Origin of the sequence: Bacillus sp. L381 (assembly GCF_030284525.1) — a bacterium.
Classification (GTDB): domain Bacteria; phylum Bacillota; class Bacilli; order Bacillales; family Bacillaceae; genus Bacillus; species Bacillus amyloliquefaciens.
Map to the genome: position 1 here is coordinate 3,495,760 of NZ_CP127224.1, position 21,047 is coordinate 3,516,806.

The 21,047-nt window shown below is 46.6% G+C and carries 18 protein-coding genes and 1 pseudogene; 4 read left to right on the forward strand and 15 right to left on the reverse strand.

The features are described 5' to 3' along the window. Positions 1-80: 80 nt before the first annotated feature. From malS to spo0F, 10 genes and pseudogenes are all read right to left on the reverse strand, one after another. Positions 81-1,778, reverse strand: coding sequence for an oxaloacetate-decarboxylating malate dehydrogenase (gene malS / locus QRX25_RS17985; protein WP_013353927.1), 1,698 nt, complete (start codon positions 1,776-1,778; stop codon positions 81-83). Positions 1,779-2,054: 276 nt separating this feature from the next. Beyond that, positions 2,055-2,645 carry a thymidine kinase gene (locus tag QRX25_RS17990; RefSeq protein WP_115996662.1) on the reverse strand — a complete coding sequence of 197 codons (591 nt, stop codon included), beginning with the start codon at positions 2,643-2,645 and terminating at the stop codon, positions 2,055-2,057. Between the two features lie 83 nt (positions 2,646-2,728). Continuing rightward, complete coding sequence (rpmE, locus tag QRX25_RS17995) at positions 2,729-2,929, reverse strand: 50S ribosomal protein L31 (protein ID WP_003151132.1); 201 nt, start codon at positions 2,927-2,929, stop codon at positions 2,729-2,731. A gap of 122 nt (positions 2,930-3,051) precedes the next feature. After that, entirely contained in the window at positions 3,052-4,338 is a 1,287-nt protein-coding gene (gene rho, locus QRX25_RS18000) for a transcription termination factor Rho (RefSeq protein WP_003151107.1), read from the reverse strand. Positions 4,339-4,395: 57 nt separating this feature from the next. Continuing rightward, positions 4,396-4,545 (reverse strand): annotated as a pseudogene (locus QRX25_RS19880) (hypothetical protein). A 201-nt stretch (positions 4,546-4,746) separates the two neighbouring features. After that, positions 4,747-5,712, reverse strand: coding sequence for a class II fructose-bisphosphatase (glpX, locus tag QRX25_RS18005; RefSeq protein ID WP_065982558.1), 966 nt, complete (start codon positions 5,710-5,712; stop codon positions 4,747-4,749). Between the two features lie 33 nt (positions 5,713-5,745). Continuing rightward, positions 5,746-7,035 (reverse strand): UDP-N-acetylglucosamine 1-carboxyvinyltransferase, encoded by a 1,290-nt coding sequence (gene murA, locus QRX25_RS18010; protein ID WP_013353930.1) that lies wholly within the window; start codon positions 7,033-7,035, stop codon positions 5,746-5,748. A gap of 296 nt (positions 7,036-7,331) precedes the next feature. After that, a complete protein-coding gene (fsa, locus tag QRX25_RS18015; protein ID WP_045512695.1) occupies positions 7,332-7,970 on the reverse strand; it encodes a fructose-6-phosphate aldolase in 639 nt (212 codons plus the stop codon). A gap of 118 nt (positions 7,971-8,088) precedes the next feature. Further along, positions 8,089-8,946, reverse strand: a complete 858-nt coding sequence (locus QRX25_RS18020; RefSeq protein WP_013353932.1) for a class II fructose-bisphosphate aldolase — start codon at positions 8,944-8,946, stop codon at positions 8,089-8,091. 176 nt (positions 8,947-9,122) lie between these two features. After that, on the reverse strand, positions 9,123-9,497 hold the full coding sequence (spo0F, locus tag QRX25_RS18025; RefSeq protein WP_012118670.1) for a sporulation initiation phosphotransferase Spo0F: 375 nt from the start codon (positions 9,495-9,497) through the stop codon (positions 9,123-9,125). A 164-nt stretch (positions 9,498-9,661) separates the two neighbouring features. On the opposite strand from spo0F, the gene QRX25_RS18030 reads away from it, so the two are divergent. Continuing rightward, positions 9,662-10,183, forward strand: coding sequence for a DUF2529 domain-containing protein (locus tag QRX25_RS18030; protein ID WP_065982559.1), 522 nt, complete (start codon positions 9,662-9,664; stop codon positions 10,181-10,183). A gap of 48 nt (positions 10,184-10,231) precedes the next feature. Here the strand turns inward: QRX25_RS18030 and pyrG are convergent, their stop codons facing one another. The 3 genes from pyrG to QRX25_RS18045 all read right to left on the reverse strand — a co-directional run bounded on the left by pyrG (position 10,232) and on the right by QRX25_RS18045 (position 14,940). Continuing rightward, positions 10,232-11,839 (reverse strand): glutamine hydrolyzing CTP synthase, encoded by a 1,608-nt coding sequence (gene pyrG, locus QRX25_RS18035; protein WP_045512698.1) that lies wholly within the window; start codon positions 11,837-11,839, stop codon positions 10,232-10,234. Between the two features lie 240 nt (positions 11,840-12,079). After that, positions 12,080-12,604, reverse strand: a complete 525-nt coding sequence (gene rpoE, locus QRX25_RS18040; protein ID WP_115996660.1) for a DNA-directed RNA polymerase subunit delta — start codon at positions 12,602-12,604, stop codon at positions 12,080-12,082. Between the two features lie 227 nt (positions 12,605-12,831). Beyond that, complete coding sequence (locus QRX25_RS18045; RefSeq protein ID WP_115996658.1) at positions 12,832-14,940, reverse strand: (Fe-S)-binding protein; 2,109 nt, start codon at positions 14,938-14,940, stop codon at positions 12,832-12,834. A 139-nt stretch (positions 14,941-15,079) separates the two neighbouring features. Between QRX25_RS18045 and cls (QRX25_RS18050) the strand changes: the two genes are divergently transcribed. The 3 genes from cls (QRX25_RS18050) to QRX25_RS18060 all read left to right on the forward strand — a co-directional run bounded on the left by cls (QRX25_RS18050) (position 15,080) and on the right by QRX25_RS18060 (position 17,595). Continuing rightward, positions 15,080-16,279 carry a cardiolipin synthase gene (gene cls, locus QRX25_RS18050; protein ID WP_212099635.1) on the forward strand — a complete coding sequence of 400 codons (1,200 nt, stop codon included), beginning with the start codon at positions 15,080-15,082 and terminating at the stop codon, positions 16,277-16,279. A gap of 12 nt (positions 16,280-16,291) precedes the next feature. Further along, entirely contained in the window at positions 16,292-17,254 is a 963-nt protein-coding gene (gene uvsE / locus QRX25_RS18055) for a UV DNA damage repair endonuclease UvsE (protein WP_212099638.1), read from the forward strand. 68 nt (positions 17,255-17,322) lie between these two features. Continuing rightward, positions 17,323-17,595 carry a hypothetical protein gene (locus QRX25_RS18060; protein ID WP_016937610.1) on the forward strand — a complete coding sequence of 91 codons (273 nt, stop codon included), beginning with the start codon at positions 17,323-17,325 and terminating at the stop codon, positions 17,593-17,595. A 62-nt stretch (positions 17,596-17,657) separates the two neighbouring features. On the opposite strand, the gene QRX25_RS18065 is transcribed toward QRX25_RS18060, so the two are convergent. Both QRX25_RS18065 and cls (QRX25_RS18070) read right to left on the reverse strand, forming a co-directional pair. Beyond that, positions 17,658-19,382, reverse strand: coding sequence for an ABC transporter ATP-binding protein (locus QRX25_RS18065; protein WP_212101787.1), 1,725 nt, complete (start codon positions 19,380-19,382; stop codon positions 17,658-17,660). Between the two features lie 80 nt (positions 19,383-19,462). Continuing rightward, entirely contained in the window at positions 19,463-20,965 is a 1,503-nt protein-coding gene (cls, locus tag QRX25_RS18070) for a cardiolipin synthase (protein WP_212099641.1), read from the reverse strand. Positions 20,966-21,047 lie beyond the last annotated feature (82 nt).

The following is a 21,047-nucleotide window of genomic DNA, read 5'->3' on the forward strand; positions in this document are numbered from 1 at the left end:
CTCCTCCAAATCCTTGATGTCCGTATACTTTAGCCTTTAGATAAAAGCTTTCCCTCGGACTGTAAAATTAATCGTACAAATTATTTAGCTACAACTTGTTTATATTGCGGTTTCCACATTGCATCAAGAACGGCTTGTTCCACATTTTCAGGAATGCGGTTTGCCACGCCTTCTTTAATTGCAGTTTCCGCTACTGCGATCGCAACTTTAATTGAAACTTCTTGTAAGTCGCTCATGCTCGGCAGAAGGCCTGCACCCGGTGTTTCAAAATCAACGCTTTCTGCGATTGCGTCAGCAGTTGCCGCAAACATTGCAGGAGTAATCACTTTCGCTTCTACAACGATTGAACCAAGACCAAGTCCAGGGAACGCGAATGCGTTGTTAGATTGTCCGATTTCATGAGAAACGCCATTGTACTCGACATTGTCAAACGGGCTTCCTGTCGCCACAAGCACTTTACCGTCAGTCCATTTGAAAAGATCGCTAGGAACGGCTTCAGCAAGCGGTGTCGGGTTAGACATCGGCATGATGACCGGACGCTCAACGTGTTTAGCCATTTCTTTCACGATTTCTTCACTGAATGCACCGCTTTGGCCTGATGTACCGATTAAGATAGTCGGTTTCGCTTGACGGATAACTTCAATGAAAGGAATTTGTCCATTTTCATCGCGTTTCCAATCTTTAATTTCTTCAGCTGTACGCAGGTACGGCTGTTGGAAATCAAGAATGTTTTCCATGCCTTCAATTAATAAGCCTCTGTAGTCCATTGTGTAGAACGCTTTGTTGGCTTCTTCTTCAGAAAGACCGGCAAGCACCATAGTGTCGCGGATTTGGTCAGCGATTCCGATTCCGGCAGATCCCGCACCGAAGACAACCACACGCTGATCTTTAATAGACGCGCCTGTTTTCTTCATAGCCGCAAGAACACCTGCAAGCGTAATCGCACCAGTTCCTTGAATGTCATCGTTGAATGTAAGTATTTCATGGTTGTATTTCTTCATGATATTGCGCGCGTTTTTGTTTCCAAGGTCTTCCCAGTGAAGAAGAGCTTTAGGGAAATATTTAAGCGCAGCTTTTACATAAGCGTCAATGAAAGCTTCATAACGTTCGCCTTGGATACGTTCATGGCGGTTACCGATGTATAAAGGATCATTCAGAAGTTTCTCGTTGTTTGTACCGACGTCAAGAACAACAGGAATAACACGGCTTGGGTCAATACCGGCAGCAGCTGTGTATACGGCTAATTTACCGATGGCGATGTTGATACCGCCTACACCCCAGTCACCGATTCCGAGGATGCTTTCTGAATCTGTCGCAACGATCAGATCAATATCGCCCGCAGTGGCATGAAGATTTTCAAAGGCTTCTTCAATTCCTTCCACATTGTCGATAGAAAGGTAAATTCCTTGAGGTCTTCTGTACTCATGGCTGTATTCTTGAATCGCTTCACCGACAGTCGGTGTGTAAACAACCGGCAGCATTTCACGAAGATGGTTTTGTAGCAATTTAAAGAAAAGAACTTCGTTACGGTTTTGCAAATCGTTCAAATACACGTTTTGGCGAAGGCGGTCCGGCTGAGCCTGAAACTGCTCGTATGCGCGTTTTGCCTGCTCATCAAGAGACAGAATTGTCGGAGGAAGCAGCCCGTCTAATCCAAGGCTTTTTCTTTCCTCTGCTGAAAACGCAACACCTTTATTTAAAGTAGGGATAGATAGAACTTCTTTTCCTCTTAAAGTAGTTTCTAAGTTGCCTTCCTTCGTTACTTTAATATTATTCAAGAAAATCTCCTTCTTTCTTCAAATAGTTAACAAAGTTAAGTAATTACCCGTTTTGGCTAGTGCGATCGCGATCTGCTATATCTTTTTTTGACAATTATTCGAACAATGTCTCATAACTATTTACATTACTTAGTCATTTTATGCCTGTAAAAATGAAAATTCAAGAGATGAAAATTACTTAATTTTTTCATACTCTTTTTTAAATTATTTAACTACATTTTTTGAAAAAACGATAAAAAAACACCGGATTTTTTTCCGATGTTTTCATGAAAAGGGTTATTTATCAGTCTGTTTTTTCGGGACTTCGTGATGATGTCTGCATCTCGCTTCGTATGACTCCGACGCGCCTACTAAAATGACCGGATCATCATAGGAAGCGGGCTTCCCGTCAATTAAACGCTGCGTACGGCTTGCCGGTGACCCGCAGACAGAGCAGACCGCCTGCAGCTTCGTTACCGATTCGGCAATCGCCATCAGGTCCGGCACAACGCCGAACGGCTCTCCCCGGAAATCCATATCAAGTCCGGCCGCAATGACACGATAGCCTTTATCAGCAAGCATGGATAAGTCATCAATGATTGATTTGCCGAAAAACTGCACTTCATCTACTGCGATGACGTCCGTGCTTTCACTGATATGATCCCATATTTCAGCCGAGGACGAGATGACGTGACTTGTCATGGATGTGCCATTGTGAGAAACGACGGCTTCCTCACTGTAGCGATTATCAATGGCAGGTTTGAACACCTTAACCTCCTGCTTCGCATATGTCGCTCTTTTCACTCTGCGGATCAGCTCTTCTGATTTTCCAGAGAACATGCTGCCGCATATCAGCTCAAGCCATCCGCTTTGCTTCATTATGTACATAGGCTATCCGCTCCCCTTTTTTCCTGTTTATAGACATAAAAAACAGGCAAGAAGCAATTCTTGCCTGCCTGTAAAATCTATTATTACTTAAGACCGTATTTTTTGTTAAAGCGATCAACACGACCATCAGCAGAAGCGAATTTTTGACGTCCAGTGTAGAATGGGTGGCATTCAGAGCAAATCTCAACGCGTACCTCTTCTTTTACTGAGCCTGTTTCAAATTCATTTCCGCAAGCGCATTTAACTGTTGCTTTTTTGAAATTAGGATGAATTCCTGCTTTCATTGTATCCATCTCCTTCCGCCCTGAATCCCGTGTGGAAACAGAGTTATTATTCCGGATCGAATCCGGAACGCATATGAGAGAATTATATCAGTCATTTACTGCATTTGCAAATACATTTTTTATCAGCGGCGGGCTGATGATGAAAGGTTTGCCTGCTTCCATTCTTGGTTGATCAGATCGAAGAATTCCTGATTCGTTTTCGTTTTTTTCATTTTTCTCATAAACTTCTCTGCGAAGTCCGGAGAATCAGACATCGATTTGCGGATCGCCCATAAACGGTCAAGATGCTCTTTCGGCACGAGCAGCTCTTCCTTCCGTGTGCCTGAGCGGCGGATATCGATCGCCGGGAAAATCCGTCTTTCCGCAAGAGAACGGTCAAGGTGAAGCTCCATGTTGCCCGTTCCTTTAAATTCTTCATAGATGACGTCATCCATCCGGGAGCCCGTATCTACGAGCGCTGTCGCCAAAATGGTCAGGCTGCCGCCCTCTTCAATGTTTCTCGCAGCCCCGAAAAAGCGCTTCGGACGATGGAATGCAGCCGGGTCAATACCGCCGGAAAGCGTACGTCCGCTAGGCGGGATGACGAGGTTGTAGGCACGCGCCAAACGGGTAATGCTGTCCATCAGAATGATGACGTCTTTTTTGTGTTCAACGAGACGCATCGCCCGTTCCAGCACAAGCTCAGCTACCTTGATATGATTTTCCGGCACCTCATCGAACGTCGAGCTGACGACATCGCCCGCTACGGAACGTTCAATATCCGTTACTTCTTCCGGTCTTTCGTCAATTAAGAGAACGATCAATTCAGCGTCAGGCTGATTTGTCGTAATGCTGTTAGCGATTTCTTTTAACAGCATGGTTTTACCGGCTTTCGGCGGCGCTACGATCAGTCCCCGCTGGCCGAATCCGACGGGAGCCATCATATCGAGAATTCGTGTTGAGAGATAATTCGGTTTCGTCTCAAGCACCATTTGGCGATCCGGGTAAAGCGGAGTCAGCGCAGGAAAATGGACGCGCTCTTTCGCAGATTCCGGATCATCTCCATTTACCGCTTCAACGTGCAAAAGTCCGTAATAGCGTTCATTTTCTTTCGGCGGGCGCACCTTGCCGGATACTTTGTCACCGTTTCTTAAATCAAAGCGGCGGATCTGGGAAGCAGAAATGTAGATGTCTTCTGAGCTTGGCGAGTAATTAATCGGTCTGAGGAAGCCGAATCCTTCCGATTGGATGATTTCGAGCACGCCTTCCATAAACAGAAGATCCTCCTGCTCGGCGTTGGCTTTCAGTATCGCAAAGATTAATTCTTTTTTGGTCAGTTTGCTGTAGTAGGAGATTTTATAATGTCTTGCCAGTTCGTATAGTTCTTTTAATTTCATATTTTCCAAAGAGGAAATAGATACGTCTTTCATAAAAACACCACGCTTTTCATAGTCAATGTATTGCTGTTTTCATTCAAAATCGGCTGCTTAGCATGATTCCGCCAAAGCACATTCTTTTATAAAACGTTCAGGAACTTCTATCGGTAACACTTCCACCCATGATCGGCGCTTTTTTTAAAAAAGGAATGTCTTAATGAGTTTTGAAGGAAGCGAGGACAAAAACTTGAGAAGATCAATATTTATATCGTCTGTATGCGGTAGAATTTGAAAATTTCCCAGTACTCAAAAGAAGGAATTACACAGAAAAATCGCAGCACTCTTTATTTTTACCTCATTTTAAAAAATTATTCAACTTAAATAATGCTTTGACATATAAATGATAGGGTTGACTCTTTTTTGCAAAAGAAAAGCGGGACTTTCCGTCCCGCTTTTCTCTATTTATGGCCGGATGACAAGATTTGGTTTCTTCTTCAGGCTGTGTCTTCCGTCAACGAATCGGACCGTTCCTGATTTCGCCCGGATGACCAGACTTTCAGTCGTGCCGACGGAGCCTTTGAACTGAACGCCTTTCAAAAGCTCTCCGTCCGTTACGCCCGTTGCGGCAAAAATGGCGTCGTCCCCTCTCACAAGGTCCTCCAACCGGAGCACTTTGGACACATCAAGGCCCATCCGCTCACAGCGGGCTTGCTCTTCCGCACTTTGCGGCAGAAGCCTGCCGATGATCTCGCCGCCGAGCGCTTTTAACGCAACAGCAGACAGCACGCCTTCAGGTGCCCCGCCTGAACCGAAAAGAATGTCTACGCCCGTATGGTCAAAGGCCGTATTGATGGCGCCCGCGACATCACCGTCATTGATCAGTTTGATCCTGGCGCCCGCCTCACGCAATTCAGAGATGATTCTTTCATGTCTGTCACGGTTTAAAATGGTTGCCACGACATCTTCAATATCTTTGTTTTTCGCTTTCGCAACAGCTTTTAAGTTATCAATGACAGGAGCTTCAATATCGATACAGCCTACCGCTTCAGGTCCGACCGCGATTTTTTCCATATACATATCAGGAGCATTCAGCAGTGTTCCATGATCAGCGACCGCGATCACCGTCAGTGCATTCCAGCCGCCGCTGGCTACGATGTTTGTGCCTTCAAGAGGATCGACGGCGACATCGACGCGGGGGCCGTATCCGTTTCCGAGCTTTTCGCCGATGTAAAGCATCGGCGCTTCGTCCATCTCGCCTTCCCCAATCACGACCGTGCCTTTCATCGGCACCGTGTCAAACACGTCACGCATTGCGCTTGTCGCCGCATCATCGGCTTCATCCTTTTTCCCGCGGCCCATCCATCTGGCAGATGCTAAAGCCGCCGCTTCAGTAACTCGAACCAATTCCATTGATAAGCTTCTTTCCATTTCAACACGATCTCCTCTCAAAAGTCCGCATTTCTATGAATTTTGCAGCTGTTCTATTTCTTCGTCCGTCAGCCCTTGCCGCCAGATTGTGGCGCCCAGACCTTCGAGTTTTTTCTCAAGATTGCTGTAGCCGCGGTCCAAATGCTCAAGACCGGTAATTTCGGTTACGCCGTCAGCCATCAGCCCAGCTACGACCAGACAAGCGCCCGCACGCAGATCGCTCGCCTTTACTTTTGCGCCCTGAAGCTCGGCCGGACCGGTGATAATGGCCGATCTGCCTTCCACTTTCATGTTGGCGCCCATCCGTCTCAGTTCATCAATATGTTTAAATCTGGCCGAGTAGATGGTGTCAGTCACGACGCTCGTGCCGCTCGCTCTCGTTAACAGAGATGTCATCGGCTGCTGAAGGTCAGTCGGGAATCCCGGGTAAACAAGCGTTTTCACATCGACCGGTTTTATTTGCTTCTGCCCGCCGAGCATGAGCAGCTGATCATCACTCGTCTCAATGTGAAAACCCATTTCCCTGAGCTTTGCCGTTAAAGACTCCAGGTGAGTCGGTATGACATTATCAATAATGACTTCTTTCCCCATCGCCGCGCCGGCGATCATAAAGGTGCCCGCCTCAATTCTGTCCGGGATGATGGTATGCCTGCATCCGTGCAGCTCCTTCACGCCATCGATTCTGATCACATTGGTTCCGGCGCCCTTTATCTTTGCGCCCATACTGGTGAGCAATGTGGCAACATCAATAATCTCAGGTTCCTTGGCGGCGTTTTCTATCACGGTTTTTCCTTCAGCCAGTACAGCGGCAAGCATGATATTGATCGTCGCTCCCACGCTGACGACATCTAAATAAATCCGTGCGCCTCTCAGCCTTTCGGCGCGCAGGTAAATCGCGCCTTGTTCATTGGTGACTTCTGCGCCAAGCGCCTCAAACCCTTTAATGTGCTGGTCTATCGGCCGCGGCCCAAGATGGCATCCGCCCGGCAGTCCGATGACCGCCTGCTTGAAACGCCCGAGCATCGCACCCATTAAATAATAGGAAGCCCGGAGTTTTTTTACTTTGCCGTTAGGAAGCGGCATGCTGATCATCGGTGAAGGATCCACGACCATTTCTCCTTTTTCAAAATGGACGTTTCCGCCGATTTCTTTCAGCAGGTCACGCAGCGTTTCAATATCTGAGATCTCCGGAAGCCCTTCAATCGTTACTTCGGAATTTGCCAGAATGGTTGCGGGTATCAATGCGACGGCGCTGTTTTTCGCGCCGCTGATATGTACGGTTCCGTTCAACGGGTCGCCGCCGGCAATATTCAACTTTTCCATGATAGTCTCCTTCCATAAGAAGATAGCAGCGGAGCGTAAATAAAATGGCATTTTATTCTGTCTCTGCAAATAAAGCTCTTGTCCAAAATGTAGCCAATTCGAAGAGAAAGAATACAAGGACATTATAAAATAACAGGAAGAAAATAGCGAAGCTTTGCGGGGCATTTTTAACATAGGATGCACAGAGACCCGCCGGGTTTACATTCCGGGGAACTTTGATATTGAAGGCCCGCGTCAAACAGGAAAACATAAGGGTGCGGCAAACGGATGCAACCGGTTTGCCGCCTTTTTCGCCCTTATTTATTCCAGTCTGCCAAGAATTGCTCGATGCCTTTATCCGTTAACGGGTGCTTTGTCAGCTGGTGAATGACTTTCAGCGGCATCGTACCGATATGCGCACCGCGTAAAGCGGCTTCAGTCACGTGCTGCGCATGACGGATGGAAGCTGCGATGATTTGTGTATCAATGTCATGAATGTCAAAAATCTGTCTTATTTCTGAAATCAGTTCAAGACCGTTATGACCGATATCATCCAGACGGCCTAAGAACGGAGAAACATAAGTCGCTCCGGCTCTGGCGGCCAAAAGCGCCTGGTTGGCGCTGAAGATGAGCGTCACGTTTGTTTTAATGTTCAGGTCGCTCAGCGCTTTTACGGCTTTTAATCCTTCAGACGTCATCGGAATTTTCACCGTGATATTCGGCGCGATTTTCGCAAGTTCTTTACCTTCTTCAATCATTTCTTCAGCATTCAGGGAAATGACTTCGGCGCTTACGGAGCCTTTCACGACTTCCGTAATCTCACGCAGTCTGTCATGGAAAGACACGTCAGCTTCCTTTGCCACTAAACTAGGGTTTGTCGTAACTCCGGCAAGAACGCCAAGTTCATAAGCTTCTTTAATCTCGTCAATGTTTGCTGTATCAATGAAAAATAACATAAGGAAAGCCTCCCCAGTAATAAATTTTCAGAACTGTAAAACATGATTGCGCTTTCTAAAGGTAAGACATAAAACCGCCTGTCAAAGCTGTCAGGCGGTTATGGATGTTACATTTGGATTAAGCTTGGTTTGAAGAACCGAACTCACGCATTTTGCCGATAACCGTTTCTTTGATCGCTTCACGAGCAGGTCCAAGATATTTACGTGGATCGTATTCGTTCGGCTTAGCTGCCAATGTTTCGCGGACAGCTTTTGCAGAAGAAATTTGGTTTTCAGTGTTTACGTTGATTTTAGCCGTACCAAGTGAGATTGATTTTTTAATGTCGGCAGTCGGAATTCCTGTACCGCCATGAAGTACTAACGGAAGGCCGGTTGTTTTGCCGATGTCTTCCATTTCTTTGAAGCCGAGGTTCGGTTCGCCTTTGTAAGGACCGTGAACAGAACCCAATGCAGGTGCAAGGCAGTCGATGCCAGTGCGCTCTACAAGTTCTTGACACTCTTTAGGGTCAGCATAGATTACGCCTTCAGCGATAACGTCATCTTCCTGTCCGCCGACAGTTCCGAGTTCAGCTTCAACTGAAACGCCGTGGAAATGAGCAAGCTCAACCACTTTAGCTGTAGTTGCTACGTTTTCCTCAAACGGATGGTGAGATGCGTCGATCATTACAGAAGTGAAACCTGCATGAATCGCTTTCGCACAAGATTCAAAGCTTGAACCGTGGTCTAAGTGAATGGCAACAGGTACTGTCACTTTGTATTCTTCCATAAGAGCTTTAACCATGGCAACCACTGTTTTGAAGCCGCCCATGTAGCGTCCCGCGCCTTCTGAAACACCAAGAATAACCGGGGATTTTTCCTCTTGTGCTGCTTGTAAAATAGCTTGAGTGAACTCAAGGTTATTTAAGTTAAATTGTCCAACAGCATATCCTTTTTCTTTAGCTGTATTCAACATTTCCGTCATTGAAACTAAAGGCATGTCGAAAGTCCTCCTTATGTAGCCTGATTTGCTTCTTCTCGAAAAAAGCTTTCCACCCTATAGCATGACCATAAAAACCTGTCATATGTAAAACAACAGATCGCTTTTTCTCCATCTCTAGGATACCAACTTTTCGACAAATCGGCAACACAATGACATAATTGTTTCTAATTTTATTAATTCGATTTTAGAGGTAAATATTTTTTCACTGCGTCTCTGATCTCATCAATGTCAAAAGGTTTGGCAAAATGTGTAAGCGCACCGAGCTCTTTCGATTCCTTAATCATATCGAGTTCTCCGTAAGCGGTCATAATAATGACGCGGATGGATTCGTCGATCATTTTCATTCGTTTGAGAATTTCGATTCCGTCCATGCCGGGGATTTTCATATCTAAAAGCACGAGATCGGGCCGTTCCTTCGTTACGATGTCCAGCGCCTGAATGCCGTTGGCGGCCTGAAACGTCTGGTACCCTTCTTTATGAAACACTTCATTAAGCAATATACGTATACCGTATTGGTCATCTACGATTAAAATCTTTTCATTCATCATTTTACACCCCAATATTATCATTTTCGTCAAAAGTAAGCAGTTGTTTATGTATTCTGTTTGATTTTCACATTTCCTTTAATTATAATAGTCTACTTTCCGACATTTTCTGAGCATTTTCTCTTTTGTTGTATACTGTTCTTGTATGTGTAAAGGAGGTTTCACTCATGTTAAAGATCTTTACGACACAGCTTGCAGGCATTTTTTCCCGCATTCAGGATAAGGAATCAGAAGCAATAGAAGACGGCGCGCGGCTGCTGGCGCAGGCAGCCGTCAGCGGCCATTCCATTTATTTATACGGCGCAAATGAGATGCAGGGCATTTTGTGCGAGGCGGAACTCGGCTCCGAACCGATGCCTGCCGTCAAAGCGTTTCCGGATACAGCTGATTCGATTACAGAAAGCGACAGGGTGCTGATGTTCTGTTCAGGTCCGGGCACGGCTGAAGAACAGGCGCTGGCTCAAAAGCTTTATGAAAAAGGCATCGGCCTCGTCTGCGTATCTCCCGTCATCAAGGACCAAACCGGGATTGAGGAATTTTGCGATGTTCATATTGACAGCAAATTAAAAATGCCGCTTCTGCCCGACGAAGACGGAACAAGATACGGCTTCCCTTCATTAATGACAGGCCTGTATGTATATCACGCACTGTCCTTTACGTTAAAGGAAATGATGCAGGAATATGCCTGATGCAGAAAAAAGACTTGCCGCTTCTAACGGAGGCAAGTCTTTTTTTTATTACTTCTCTTCTGCAGCTTGTACGGAAGCGCCGATAAAGTCTTTGAATAAAGGCTGAGGTCTTGTCGGTCTTGATTTGAACTCAGGGTGGAATTGGCAAGCGACATACCAAGGATGGTCTTTCAGCTCGATGATTTCCACAAGGCGGCCGTCAGGGCTTGTGCCTGAGAACACAAAACCGTTCTCTTCCATTTGCTGTCTGTATTCATTATTGAATTCATAACGGTGGCGGTGGCGCTCGTACACCACTTCATCCGCATAAGCTTCGAAAGCTTTCGTGTCTTCCTGAAGCTTACAAGGGTACAGTCCGAGACGAAGCGTTCCTCCAAGATCCTCGACATCTTTTTGTTCAGGAAGAAGGTCGATGATCGGATAAGGAGTAGACGGATCGATCTCCGCAGAGTGAGCCCCTTCCAGACCTAATACGTTTCGTGCATATTCAATGGATGCAATCTGCATACCGAGGCAGATGCCGAAGAACGGAATTTTTTGTTCACGCGCATACTTGGCGGCGATGATTTTTCCTTCTACGCCGCGGTCTCCGAAACCGCCCGGCACGATGATTCCGTCTGTGCCGCTTGTCAGCTCTTGAATATTGCTTTCTGTCACTTCTTCAGCGTTAATCCATTTGATCTTCACATCGGCGTCAAACGCATAGCCCGCGTGGCGAAGTGATTCAACGACTGAAATGTAAGCGTCCTGAAGCTCGACATATTTTCCGACGAGACTGATTGTAATGGTTTTAGACAAGTTTTTCACTTTCGTGACAAGGTCTTTCCATTCCGTCATATCCGGGTCTTTGCACTCTAATTTCATATGATCGCAGACAAGCTTATCGAGTCCCTGCTCCTGAAGGTTAAGCGGGATGGAGTAAAGGTTGTCCGCATCTTCACATTCGATAACCGCTTTCGTGTCAATATCGCAGAACAGCGCGATTTTATCTTTCATATCTTGAGAAATCGGCATTTCTGTGCGCACGACGATGATATTAGGCTGAATGCCGAGGCTTCTCAGCTCTTTTACGCTGTGCTGCGTCGGTTTTGTTTTCAGCTCGCCCGCCGCTTTAATGTACGGCACAAGCGTACAGTGGATGTACATCACGTTTTCATGGCCGATGTCGCTTTTCATTTGACGGATGGCTTCCAGGAACGGAAGGGATTCGATGTCCCCTACTGTTCCGCCGATTTCAGTAATGACTACATCCGCGTTTGTTTCTTTGCCGGCACGGTAAACGCGGTCTTTCAGTTCATTTGTGATATGCGGAATGACCTGCACCGTTCCCCCGAGGTAGTCCCCGCGGCGTTCTTTTTTCAAGACGGCAGAGTAGATTTTACCGGTCGTCACGTTGCTGAATCTGTTCAGATTAATGTCAATGAAACGCTCATAATGCCCTAAGTCAAGGTCAGTCTCAGCGCCATCATCGGTAACGAATACCTCACCGTGCTGGTACGGGCTCATCGTTCCCGGGTCAACGTTGATATAAGGGTCAAATTTTTGGATAGTGACGCTCATGCCTCTGTTTTTCAAAAGGCGGCCCAGTGATGCTGCCACAATTCCTTTTCCGAGTGAAGATACAACTCCCCCGGTTACAAAAATGTATTTCGTCATTTCGTTTGCTCCTCTCTTCGGTCTGCGCTACATTCTTTAAAATGTGCCGTTTTATAGAAAATCATTTCACTAAAAACAAATGATGTGTAAAAGAATTTGGGAGATGAAAATAAGAAAGCTCCCTTTCAATTTCTTGAAAGGGAGCGTAGCACTCTTATGAATTCTCTTCTTTTTGAAGAGCCCAAAATACATACTACATAGTTCGACAATGAAAGTCAAGATCGTTTTCGAGATAGAATATCAGTCTTTGCGATCCTCGTCTTCCTCATCAAAATCCTCTTCATCTTCGTCGATGATCTCCTCATCAATCTCAAGCTCTTCGTCCTCATCTTCATCGAGATCGTCGTCAAAGTCTTCTGATTCAATGTCCAGCTCGTCTTCAACCTCATCGAGATCGATGTCATCTTCATCAACTTCCTCGAATTCGTCAAGATCAAGATCTTCCTCAACAACTTTTTTCGCTTTTTTCTTTTTCGCTTTTACAGTCGGCTGTGTTTCTTCGTCCAGCTGATCGTACGGATACCAGCTGCGAAGCCCCCATGTCTGGTCTGACAGGGCAATGAAGCGGCCGTCAATGTTAAGGTCGGTATAAAATTGGGCGATACGGTCACCCAGTTCCTCTTTCGTAACACCGAGCAAGGAGATAATTTCATTCAGCAGCTCCTGGAACGGAACCGGTTTTTTATGTTCTGAGAAAATTTCGTGAGCGATTTCAACTAAAGCCATCTGCTTCAGCTGTTCCTGAGAATATTGTTTGATACTCAAGGTCGGACACTCCCTTTCTATTACTTATATGTATCTGTTTCTATCCTATAATAAGAACGATTTTGTATTGTTTTGTTCACAAACCATACCTCTCATTATAAACAAATTAAAACAGAATATGCTACCCTTAACAGTGTAATTTAAGAAATTTTAGAGCCGTTCCTTCATAATTCGTCCGATGCGCCAAAATAAAGCCGCCGGCATATGCGCGGGCGGCCTGCTTTTCTCTATAAAGACTCTTGTTTTTCCGCGCCGAATACAGACATGGCGAGCAATTCACTGACATCATAAGTGCCGATCGCGTCTTCGGCTTCTTTCGCTTTCGTACCGTCACCGAGCATGGTCAGGCAGTAAGGGCAGCCGGAGCTGATGACCGTCGGGCTGACTGAAAGCGCCTGCTCGGTCCGGGCCGTGTTAATTCTCGCTCCCGTTTCTTCTTCCATCCACATGAGTCCTCCCCCGGCGCCGCAGCACATTCCGTTTTCACGGCTGCGCTCCATTTCTTTCAATTGAACGCCCGGAATAGCTTTTAAAATCGCTCTCGGCGGCTCATACACCTCATTGTATCTGCCTAAATAGCATGAGTCATGGAAAGTAATCGTCTCATTCACCGGGTGAAGCGGTTTTAATTTCCCCTGCGACACTAGCTCTGCTAATAATTCAGTATGATGATAGACTTCGGCCCGGAATCCGAAATCCGGATATTCATTTTTGAACATATTATAGGCGTGCGGATCAATCGTGACGATTTTTTTGATCCCGTGTTTTTCAAATTCGCCGATGTTGTGTTCCGCCAGCTCTTGGAACAGAAACTCGTTGCCCAAACGGCGCGGTGTATCGCCTGAGTTTTTTTCTTTATTGCCAAGAATCGCAAAGGATACGCCCGCTTCATTGAGCAGCTTTGCAAATGAAACGGCAATCTTTTGGCTCCTGTTGTCATAGGAACCCATTGAACCGACCCAAAACAAGTATTCGAACTCTTTATCTTGTTTTTTCATTTCTTTCACCGTCGGAATCTCCGCATCGGATTGCTCCCGCCAGTTTTCCCGCTCTTTCCGGTTTAAGCCCCACGGGTTTCCCTGTCTTTCAATGCTTGTCATCGCCCGCTGCGCGTCGCTGTCCATCTTCCCTTCCGTAAGCACGAGATAGCGGCGCAGATCGATAATTTTATCAACGTGTTCATTCATGACCGGGCATTGATCTTCACAATTGCGGCATGTGGTGCACGCCCAGATCTCCTCTTCCGTGATAACCTCGCCGATTAAGCTCGGGTTGTAGTCAATGGCTGCCGCCGCCTCACGCGATCCTCCCCCTGAGGAAGCCGCTGCGAGCTGATTCGCTTTCGTGTGCTGAAAAACGGGGGCGGGCACCCACGGGGACTTTGACGTCACGGCAGCGCCTTTTTCCGTCAGGTGGTCTCTGAGCTTTAAAATGAGATCCATCGGCGATAGCATTTTGCCCGTACCGGAGGCCGGACACATATTTGTACAGCGTCCGCACTCGACGCAGGCATAAAGATCAACAAGCTGAGAGCGGCGGAAGTCTTCAATCTTTCCGACGCCGTAGCTTTCTTTCGTCTCATCGGTGAAATCGATTTTTTCCAGCTTTCCTTTTGAATCAAGCCTGCTGAGGAACACATTCGCCGGACCCGCAATTAAGTGCGCATGCTTTGATTGCGGCACGTACACTAAAAAGCTGAGCAGGAACAACAGATGAAGCCACCATGAAACATAAAACACGGCGGCTGCAGCCGGCGCTGAAAGACCGCCGAGTACAAACGCAATCGAGGAAGCGATCGGTTCAGTCCAAGACAGAGAATGATCGTGCCATAAAAGGTTCATGGCGTTCCCGAGAAGCACCGTTACCATCAGTCCGCCGATAAACAGGAGGACAAGCCCCGCCTTAAACCCGCGTTTCAGTCTGACGAGTTTTTCAATGTAGCGCCGGTAAAATGCCCAGACCACGGCGACTAAAATAAGAAACGTGACGATTTCCTGAAAAAAGGTAAATGCCGGATAAAGCGGGCCGAACGGCAAATGCCGGTCAGGAAGCAGCCCTTTCAGAATAAAATCAATAGCACCGAACTGAACGAGTATAAAACCGTAAAAAAACAGAACGTGGATGATTCCGCTTTTTTTATCTTTCAGCAATTTTTTCTGTCCGAACACATTCACCCATATCTTCTGCAAGCGTTCTTTCAGGCGTTTATCAAATTCTTCCCTCTGGCCGAGCTTAATATAAGCGATCCTTGTTCTGATCAGGTAAACGAATAAATAAACGGCGTAAGCGGTTACAGCTAAGAACAGCAGCGCGTTTACCATGAGAAAAGCGTTCATCTTGTCTCCCCCTTTGTTCTGATTCCCCTCTTCATTGTCATATCTTTACTTTATCATAAATAATGAATGAGTGTTCAGTCAATAATTAAATTCGGATTCTCGGGGCACACTACCGATACTTCGGAAAGGAGGCGTCGGTATGAAGGTCTTTTTTGTGTTACTTGTCATTTTCATTATATTTATCGCACTTATGCTGCTTGATATGCTGCTTGGCCGGGCGGCGTACAAAAAACAGGCGTACGAACCCGTTTTCGCGCCGAAAAAGAGTGATATCAGACTCATTCACTGCGGCAATGAGCTTGTGCAGCAAATGACGGCTGATATCCGCCAAGCCGTCTCTTCTATTCATATGATGTTTTTTATTATGAAGAACGACCAAGTCTGCCATGATATGTTTCATTTATTGAAAGAAAAGGCGCAGGCCGGCGTCTCCGTATATCTGCTGCTCGATTGGGCGGGCAGCCGCCAAGTGAAAAAGCCTTCCATTCAAACGATGGAAAAAGCCGGCGTTCACGTTCATTTTCTGAACAAACCGGGATTTCCGTATCTTTTTTTCAGGCTGCAAAAACGGAATCACCGGAAAGTGACCGTCATTGACGGCAAAATCGGCTATGTAGGCGGATTTAATATCGCGGAAGAGTATCTCGGCAAAAAAGCGAAGTTCGGAAACTGGGAGGATTATCACCTGCGGGTGACCGGCGAAGGCACTGCGGATCTCCAGACTCTTTTTGCAAACGATCTGAAACGAAGCACCGGAAAAACACTGGAATCACCCGAGGTTTATCCGCCGTTATCCGAAGGGAGTATCGCTCATAGGACATATGCGTCTGACGGTTTTTCGCTTGAATCGCATTATGAAAGCTGCATCCTTAAAGCGGAGAAAAACATCATTATCTGCACGCCTTATTATGTACCGAGCAAAAAGCTTCAGGCAGCGCTTATTTCGGCTTGCCGAAAAGGCGTCAAAGTGACTTTGATTGTGCCGATGAAGTCAGACCACCCGCTCGTTCGGGAAACAGCTTTTGCCTATTATCCCGAGCTTCTGAAGGCCGGCTGCCTCATCTACCGGTATTATCAAGGCTTTTATCATGTCAAAGCCTTCATTATTGATGACCGCATCAGTATTATCGGCACGCCGAATTTTGATAAACGGAGCCTGTTCTGGAATGAAGAAGTGAATGTCATCATTAATGATGAGACCTTTACTGAGGAAGTGCTCTCAACCATAAAGCAGGACATCGAAAAATCCGAGCTCCTCACATTAGAAAAAGTGAAACAGCGCTCCGTCAGACAGCTTCCTGCAGAATGGCTGGGAAGGGCCATATCTTATTTTTTATAAAGGAGAAAACCTATGCTGTTCAGATTCGGATTCGTCTCAAACGCCACGTGTCTTTGGGACGCATCCCCCGCAAAAACCTTAACGTATGCGCGCTATACAACACTTTCCGCAAGCGAACGGAAAGAGGCCCTGCTTTCTGTGACGAAAGCAAATCTTACCAATACGCTGCGCACCATCCACTATGTGATCGGACACGGCATCCCGCTGTACAGGTTCTCAAGCTCGATTGTGCCGCTCGCCACCCACCCGGATGTGCTGTGGGATTTTGTCACGCCGTTTCGCCAGGAGTTCCGCGAGATCGGCGAGCTGGTCAGAAAATATGATCTCAGAACGAGTTTTCATCCGAACCAGTTCACCCTTTTCACAAGCCCAAAACAGGAGATTACCGCAAATGCGGTCAAGGATATGGCCTATCATTATGACATGCTCGACGCTATGGGCATCGCGGACCGTGCCGTCATTAACATTCATGTCGGGGGCGCTTACGGCGACAAACAAAGCGCGCTTGGCCGTTTCGGCATGAATTTGAAAGAGCTCCCCGATATCATCAAACAGCGGATGACTTTGGAAAACGATGATAAAACGTATACATCTGAAGAAACACTCAGTGTATGTGAACAAGAGGGCATTCCATTTGTGTTTGATTACCACCATTTTTACGCCAATCCGACCGATGACGCGGATTTGGATGACATTCTCCCCCGGATGATCACGACGTGGAAGCGGATCGGCTTAAAGCCGAAAGTCCACCTCTCCTCACCAAAATCAGAAGCAGCCATCCGCAGTCATGCCGACTATGTGGATGCGAATTTCATCCTGCCGGTGCTGGAGCGGTTCAGACAATGGGATACGGACATCGATTTTATGATTGAAGCAAAAGAGAAAGACCGGGCGCTGCTTCGGCTCGTCGAAGAATTAAGCGCCATCCGCGGAGTCAAACGCCTGGCGGGAGGCGTGCTGAGGTGGAAATCATAACCAGGTTTATCAGCCGATTATATGGGGAATTTCCGAAATAACAGACCATCAGACGGAGGAGACAACACATGAAAAACATTACATCTTTGAAAATAGCCGCTAAGAAGTTCACTTTAAGAAACATGCTTCAGCTTTATCAGCTTTGCCACACGGGAGGCCATGAGCTGTATATCTACTCTAAAAAAACGATGTGCAAAATCAAAGATATCATCGAACTGGAAACTTTCAGAATGGCTCATAAAGAACAAGAATACTTAATTGTAGTGGAAGGAAAGAAAGCGGTGCAGCTCATTGACCGTTTCAAACATATCATCGAACCTGCACACAAAGAAGCCCATTAAATACGGACTACATAAAAAAAGGAGAGACAGGAGGCCGCTCGGCTCCGTTCGTCTCTCCTTTATTAATGAATCAGCTCGCCGAATTGCGCCTGATGAAGTCTCTGGTACATGCCGCCGGATGCCAGCAGTTCCTTATGGTGTCCTTGTTCAGCGATGCCTTCTTTCGTGACGACGACGATCCGGTCCGCATCCTTAATCGTAGCCAGCCGATGGGCGATCACAAGTGTCGTGCGTCCTTCAGACAGTTCTTGCAGCGACTTTTGAATGGCGGCTTCCGTTTCTGTGTCGAGAGCTGATGTAGCCTCATCCAAAATTAAGATCGACGGGTTTTTCAAAAACATTCTGGCGATGGAAAGCCGCTGTTTCTGTCCGCCTGACAGCTTCACGCCGCGCTCGCCGATCACCGTGTTCAAACCGTCGGGATACCCGTTTACCAAATCCTCTAAATGCGCCTGCCGGACGGCCTGCCAGATCTCTTCCTCAGACGCGTCCAGACGCCCGTAAGCAATATTTTCCCGTAATGTGCCGGAAAACAGAAAGACATCCTGCTGGACGACGCCGATTTGTCCCCGCAGAGATGACAGCGTCATGTCCTTAATATCGATGCCGTCGATGGATATGACACCTTCAGACGGCTCATAAAAACGCGGAAGCAGACTTGTCAGCGTTGATTTCCCCGCTCCCGAAGGCCCGACAAATGCGACTGTCTCCCCCGCATGAATGGATAAATTGATGCCGGACAGCACCGGACTGTTTTCTTCGTAACCGAATGACACATGATCATAGCGGATATTCCCTTTTAAACCGGGTACATGTCTCGCGTGCGGGGCATCCTTGATATCAGGCTCCGTTTCCAGTATTTCCATAAAGCTTTTAAAACCGGCAATGCCCCTCGGATACATCTCAATAATTGCGTTGATCTTATCAATCGGACGGAACAGGACGTTCGTCAGCAGCACAAAAGCGACGAATTCTCCGTAGGATAATGATCCGCGAATGACGAACCATGTGCCGCACAACAGGACGAACAGAGTGACGAATCTTGTCAGCATGTAACTGATTGAACCGTTTTTCGCCATGATTTTATATGACGTCAGTTTTGTCTTGCGGAACCGCTGATTGTTCACGTCAAACCGCTGCTTTTCAAACGCTTCATTGCTGAAAGCCTGGACAAGGCGGATGCCGCCGATGTTATTTTCGACCCTCGCGCTGAAATCTCCGACGTCTTTGTTCAGTTTTGTAAACGCGGAGGTCATTTTTTTATTGAAATACAAAGCGAGCCAAATGACGACCGGCATAATGATAAAGGTCAACAGCGCGAGCTGCCAGTTAATGAACAGCATGACGCCGAATGCGCCCAAAATCGTCATGATCGCGATAAACAGGTCCTCGGGTCCGTGGTGGGCCGTTTCTCCGATATACATCAAATCATTGGTGAGCTTAGACATTAAACTGCCCGTTTTGTTGTTATCGTAAAATTTGAACGACAGCTTTTGCAGATGGTCAAATAGCTTTTTCCGCATATCAGTTTCAATGTTTATACCGAGCATATGGCCCCAATACGTTACAACATACTGAAGTGCCGAGCTGAGGGCGTACACCCCGAATAAAGCGATGGAAGTCAAAATAATCAGACTCCAATCCCGCCCCGGGAGCAATGTATCGATAAAGTAATTGACGATCAGAGGAAAACTCAGCTCCATCAATCCGCCTGCGATGGCAGAAAGGAAGTCGAGAAAAAACAGCTTTTTGTACGGTTTATAATAAGAAAAAAATTGTCGCAGCACCATTCTGTCCTCCTTGTGCCTCGCACTCAATGATAATATTTCTCAATTATACTATACACAAGGAGTTTTTAAAGCGTTTTTTACAAAACGCCTGAAAATAGCCGTGCGAAGGATTCCTTCGTTCTTTCCCATAATGTGCGCTTATAAAAACGGACGGGGCTGATTTTCTCAGACTCTCTCATATCCTCCAGATAATGCGCTTCAAGATCTTTAATCGCCTCTTGATCTGTAAAAAACACATTAACTTCAAAGTTCAGCTGAAAGCTTCTCATGTCCATATTCGCCGTCCCGACAGAAGCAAGGTTTCCGTCAGTGATGAGCACTTTTTGATGCATAAAGCCTTTTTGATAGGAATAGACTTCAATTCCTTCCCGAAGAAGCTCGGGGAAATAAGATCTCGACGCGTACTGGGTTAAAAACCCGTCATTGGTTTCCGGCACCATGACACGCACTTGGACGCCTCTTGCGGCAGCCTCCTTTAACGCCGTGCGGATCGGCTCATTCGGCACGAAATAAGGCGTCGCGATCCATACAGACGATTCGGCCGCCGCGATCATGGCATAATACAGATCGCTCATCCGCTCCTTCATATCGGGACCTGTCGGAACGACTTGATAGACGCCGCCGCTTTCTGCCGGAATCGGGCGGCTGTATGCTTTCTGATCAATAAGCACCTCATCAGAAACATATTCCCAATCAAGCATAAAAATGCTGTGGAGTGTCTGAACGATTTCTCCTTCGACTTTCATATGGGTGTCGCGCCAAAAGCCGACGTTTTTGTCTTTGCTGATATATTCCTTACCGACATTCAGCCCGCCGACAAAACCGGTTTTCCCGTCAACGACGACGATCTTGCGGTGATTTCTGAAATTGAATTTCTGGTTGAAAAAGCCGTATTTCAGCGGCAGGAACGGGACGATGTTCACGCCCGCGCGTTTCAGTTTTTTAATATCTTTTCCGGACAGCTTCAGGCTGCCGGCCGCATCGAACAAAAACCGCACTTCCACCCCTTGACGCGCTTTCTCCATCATAATCTCCATCATCTTGTGCCCGAGCATGTCTGATTTGAACATGTAATATTCAATATGTATAAATGATGTTGCCCCCCGGAGCGCTTCAAACAGCTCCGGAAAAGTTTCATCCCCGTTTTTGAGCACCTTCAGCCTGCTTTTTGTATTGATATTCATGTGGGCCGCTTTGATTGAATATTGAAAGAAACGCTTCTGATTTCCTTTCAATCCGGACAGGTCGGGAGTTTGCTCCATATCAAATATCGTTCTCAGCTTTTCCCGGGTATACGTCCGTTTTGACCTGAACAGCTTGCCTTTTTCATAAAGCTGGCCGGAAAATAGGTAAAATAAGTACCCGGCGATCGGAAAAAAGATAAGAATGTGGATCCATAACAGCGTGTGCTGCGAGGTGCGGTTTTCTAAGATTAACGAATAAATGCTGAACAAGATAATGCTTGCATAGCAAAGCAAGCCGCCGTAAAACTCAAGCCTGGAAACCGGAAAAAACCATATCACATATGCTCCGATCAGCATCATATATAAAAAGCAAAATTCCAGTCTCCTTTTCAGCATCCCGACTCTCTCCAATCTGATCCGATATCTCTTTATACCCTCTGTTCTCCGGCCTGTAAACATATGAAAAAGCCTTCCCGCA

Bases quoted from the DNA above. Each gene is read 5' to 3' on its own strand.
- QRX25_RS17990 (WP_115996662.1), bottom strand. From the start codon at position 2,645: ATGTACATAATGAAGCAAAGCGGATGGCTTGAGCTGATATGCGGCAGC.
- rpmE (WP_003151132.1), bottom strand. From the start codon at position 2,929: ATGAAAGCAGGAATTCATCCTAATTTCAAAAAAGCAACAGTTAAATGC.
- rho (WP_003151107.1), bottom strand. From the start codon at position 4,338: ATGAAAGACGTATCTATTTCCTCTTTGGAAAATATGAAATTAAAAGAA.
- glpX (WP_065982558.1), bottom strand. From the start codon at position 5,712: ATGGAAAGAAGCTTATCAATGGAATTGGTTCGAGTTACTGAAGCGGCG.
- murA (WP_013353930.1), bottom strand. From the start codon at position 7,035: ATGGAAAAGTTGAATATTGCCGGCGGCGACCCGTTGAACGGAACCGTA.
- fsa (WP_045512695.1), bottom strand. From the start codon at position 7,970: ATGTTATTTTTCATTGATACAGCAAACATTGACGAGATTAAAGAAGCT.
- QRX25_RS18020 (WP_013353932.1), bottom strand. From the start codon at position 8,946: ATGCCTTTAGTTTCAATGACGGAAATGTTGAATACAGCTAAAGAAAAA.
- spo0F (WP_012118670.1), bottom strand. From the start codon at position 9,497: ATGATGAATGAAAAGATTTTAATCGTAGATGACCAATACGGTATACGT.
- QRX25_RS18030 (WP_065982559.1), top strand. From the start codon at position 9,662: ATGTTAAAGATCTTTACGACACAGCTTGCAGGCATTTTTTCCCGCATT.
- pyrG (WP_045512698.1), bottom strand. From the start codon at position 11,839: ATGACGAAATACATTTTTGTAACCGGGGGAGTTGTATCTTCACTCGGA.
- QRX25_RS18045 (WP_115996658.1), bottom strand. From the start codon at position 14,940: ATGAACGCTTTTCTCATGGTAAACGCGCTGCTGTTCTTAGCTGTAACC.
- cls (WP_212099635.1), top strand. From the start codon at position 15,080: ATGAAGGTCTTTTTTGTGTTACTTGTCATTTTCATTATATTTATCGCA.
- uvsE (WP_212099638.1), top strand. From the start codon at position 16,292: ATGCTGTTCAGATTCGGATTCGTCTCAAACGCCACGTGTCTTTGGGAC.
- QRX25_RS18060 (WP_016937610.1), top strand. From the start codon at position 17,323: ATGAAAAACATTACATCTTTGAAAATAGCCGCTAAGAAGTTCACTTTA.
- cls (WP_212099641.1), bottom strand. From the start codon at position 20,965: ATGCTGAAAAGGAGACTGGAATTTTGCTTTTTATATATGATGCTGATC.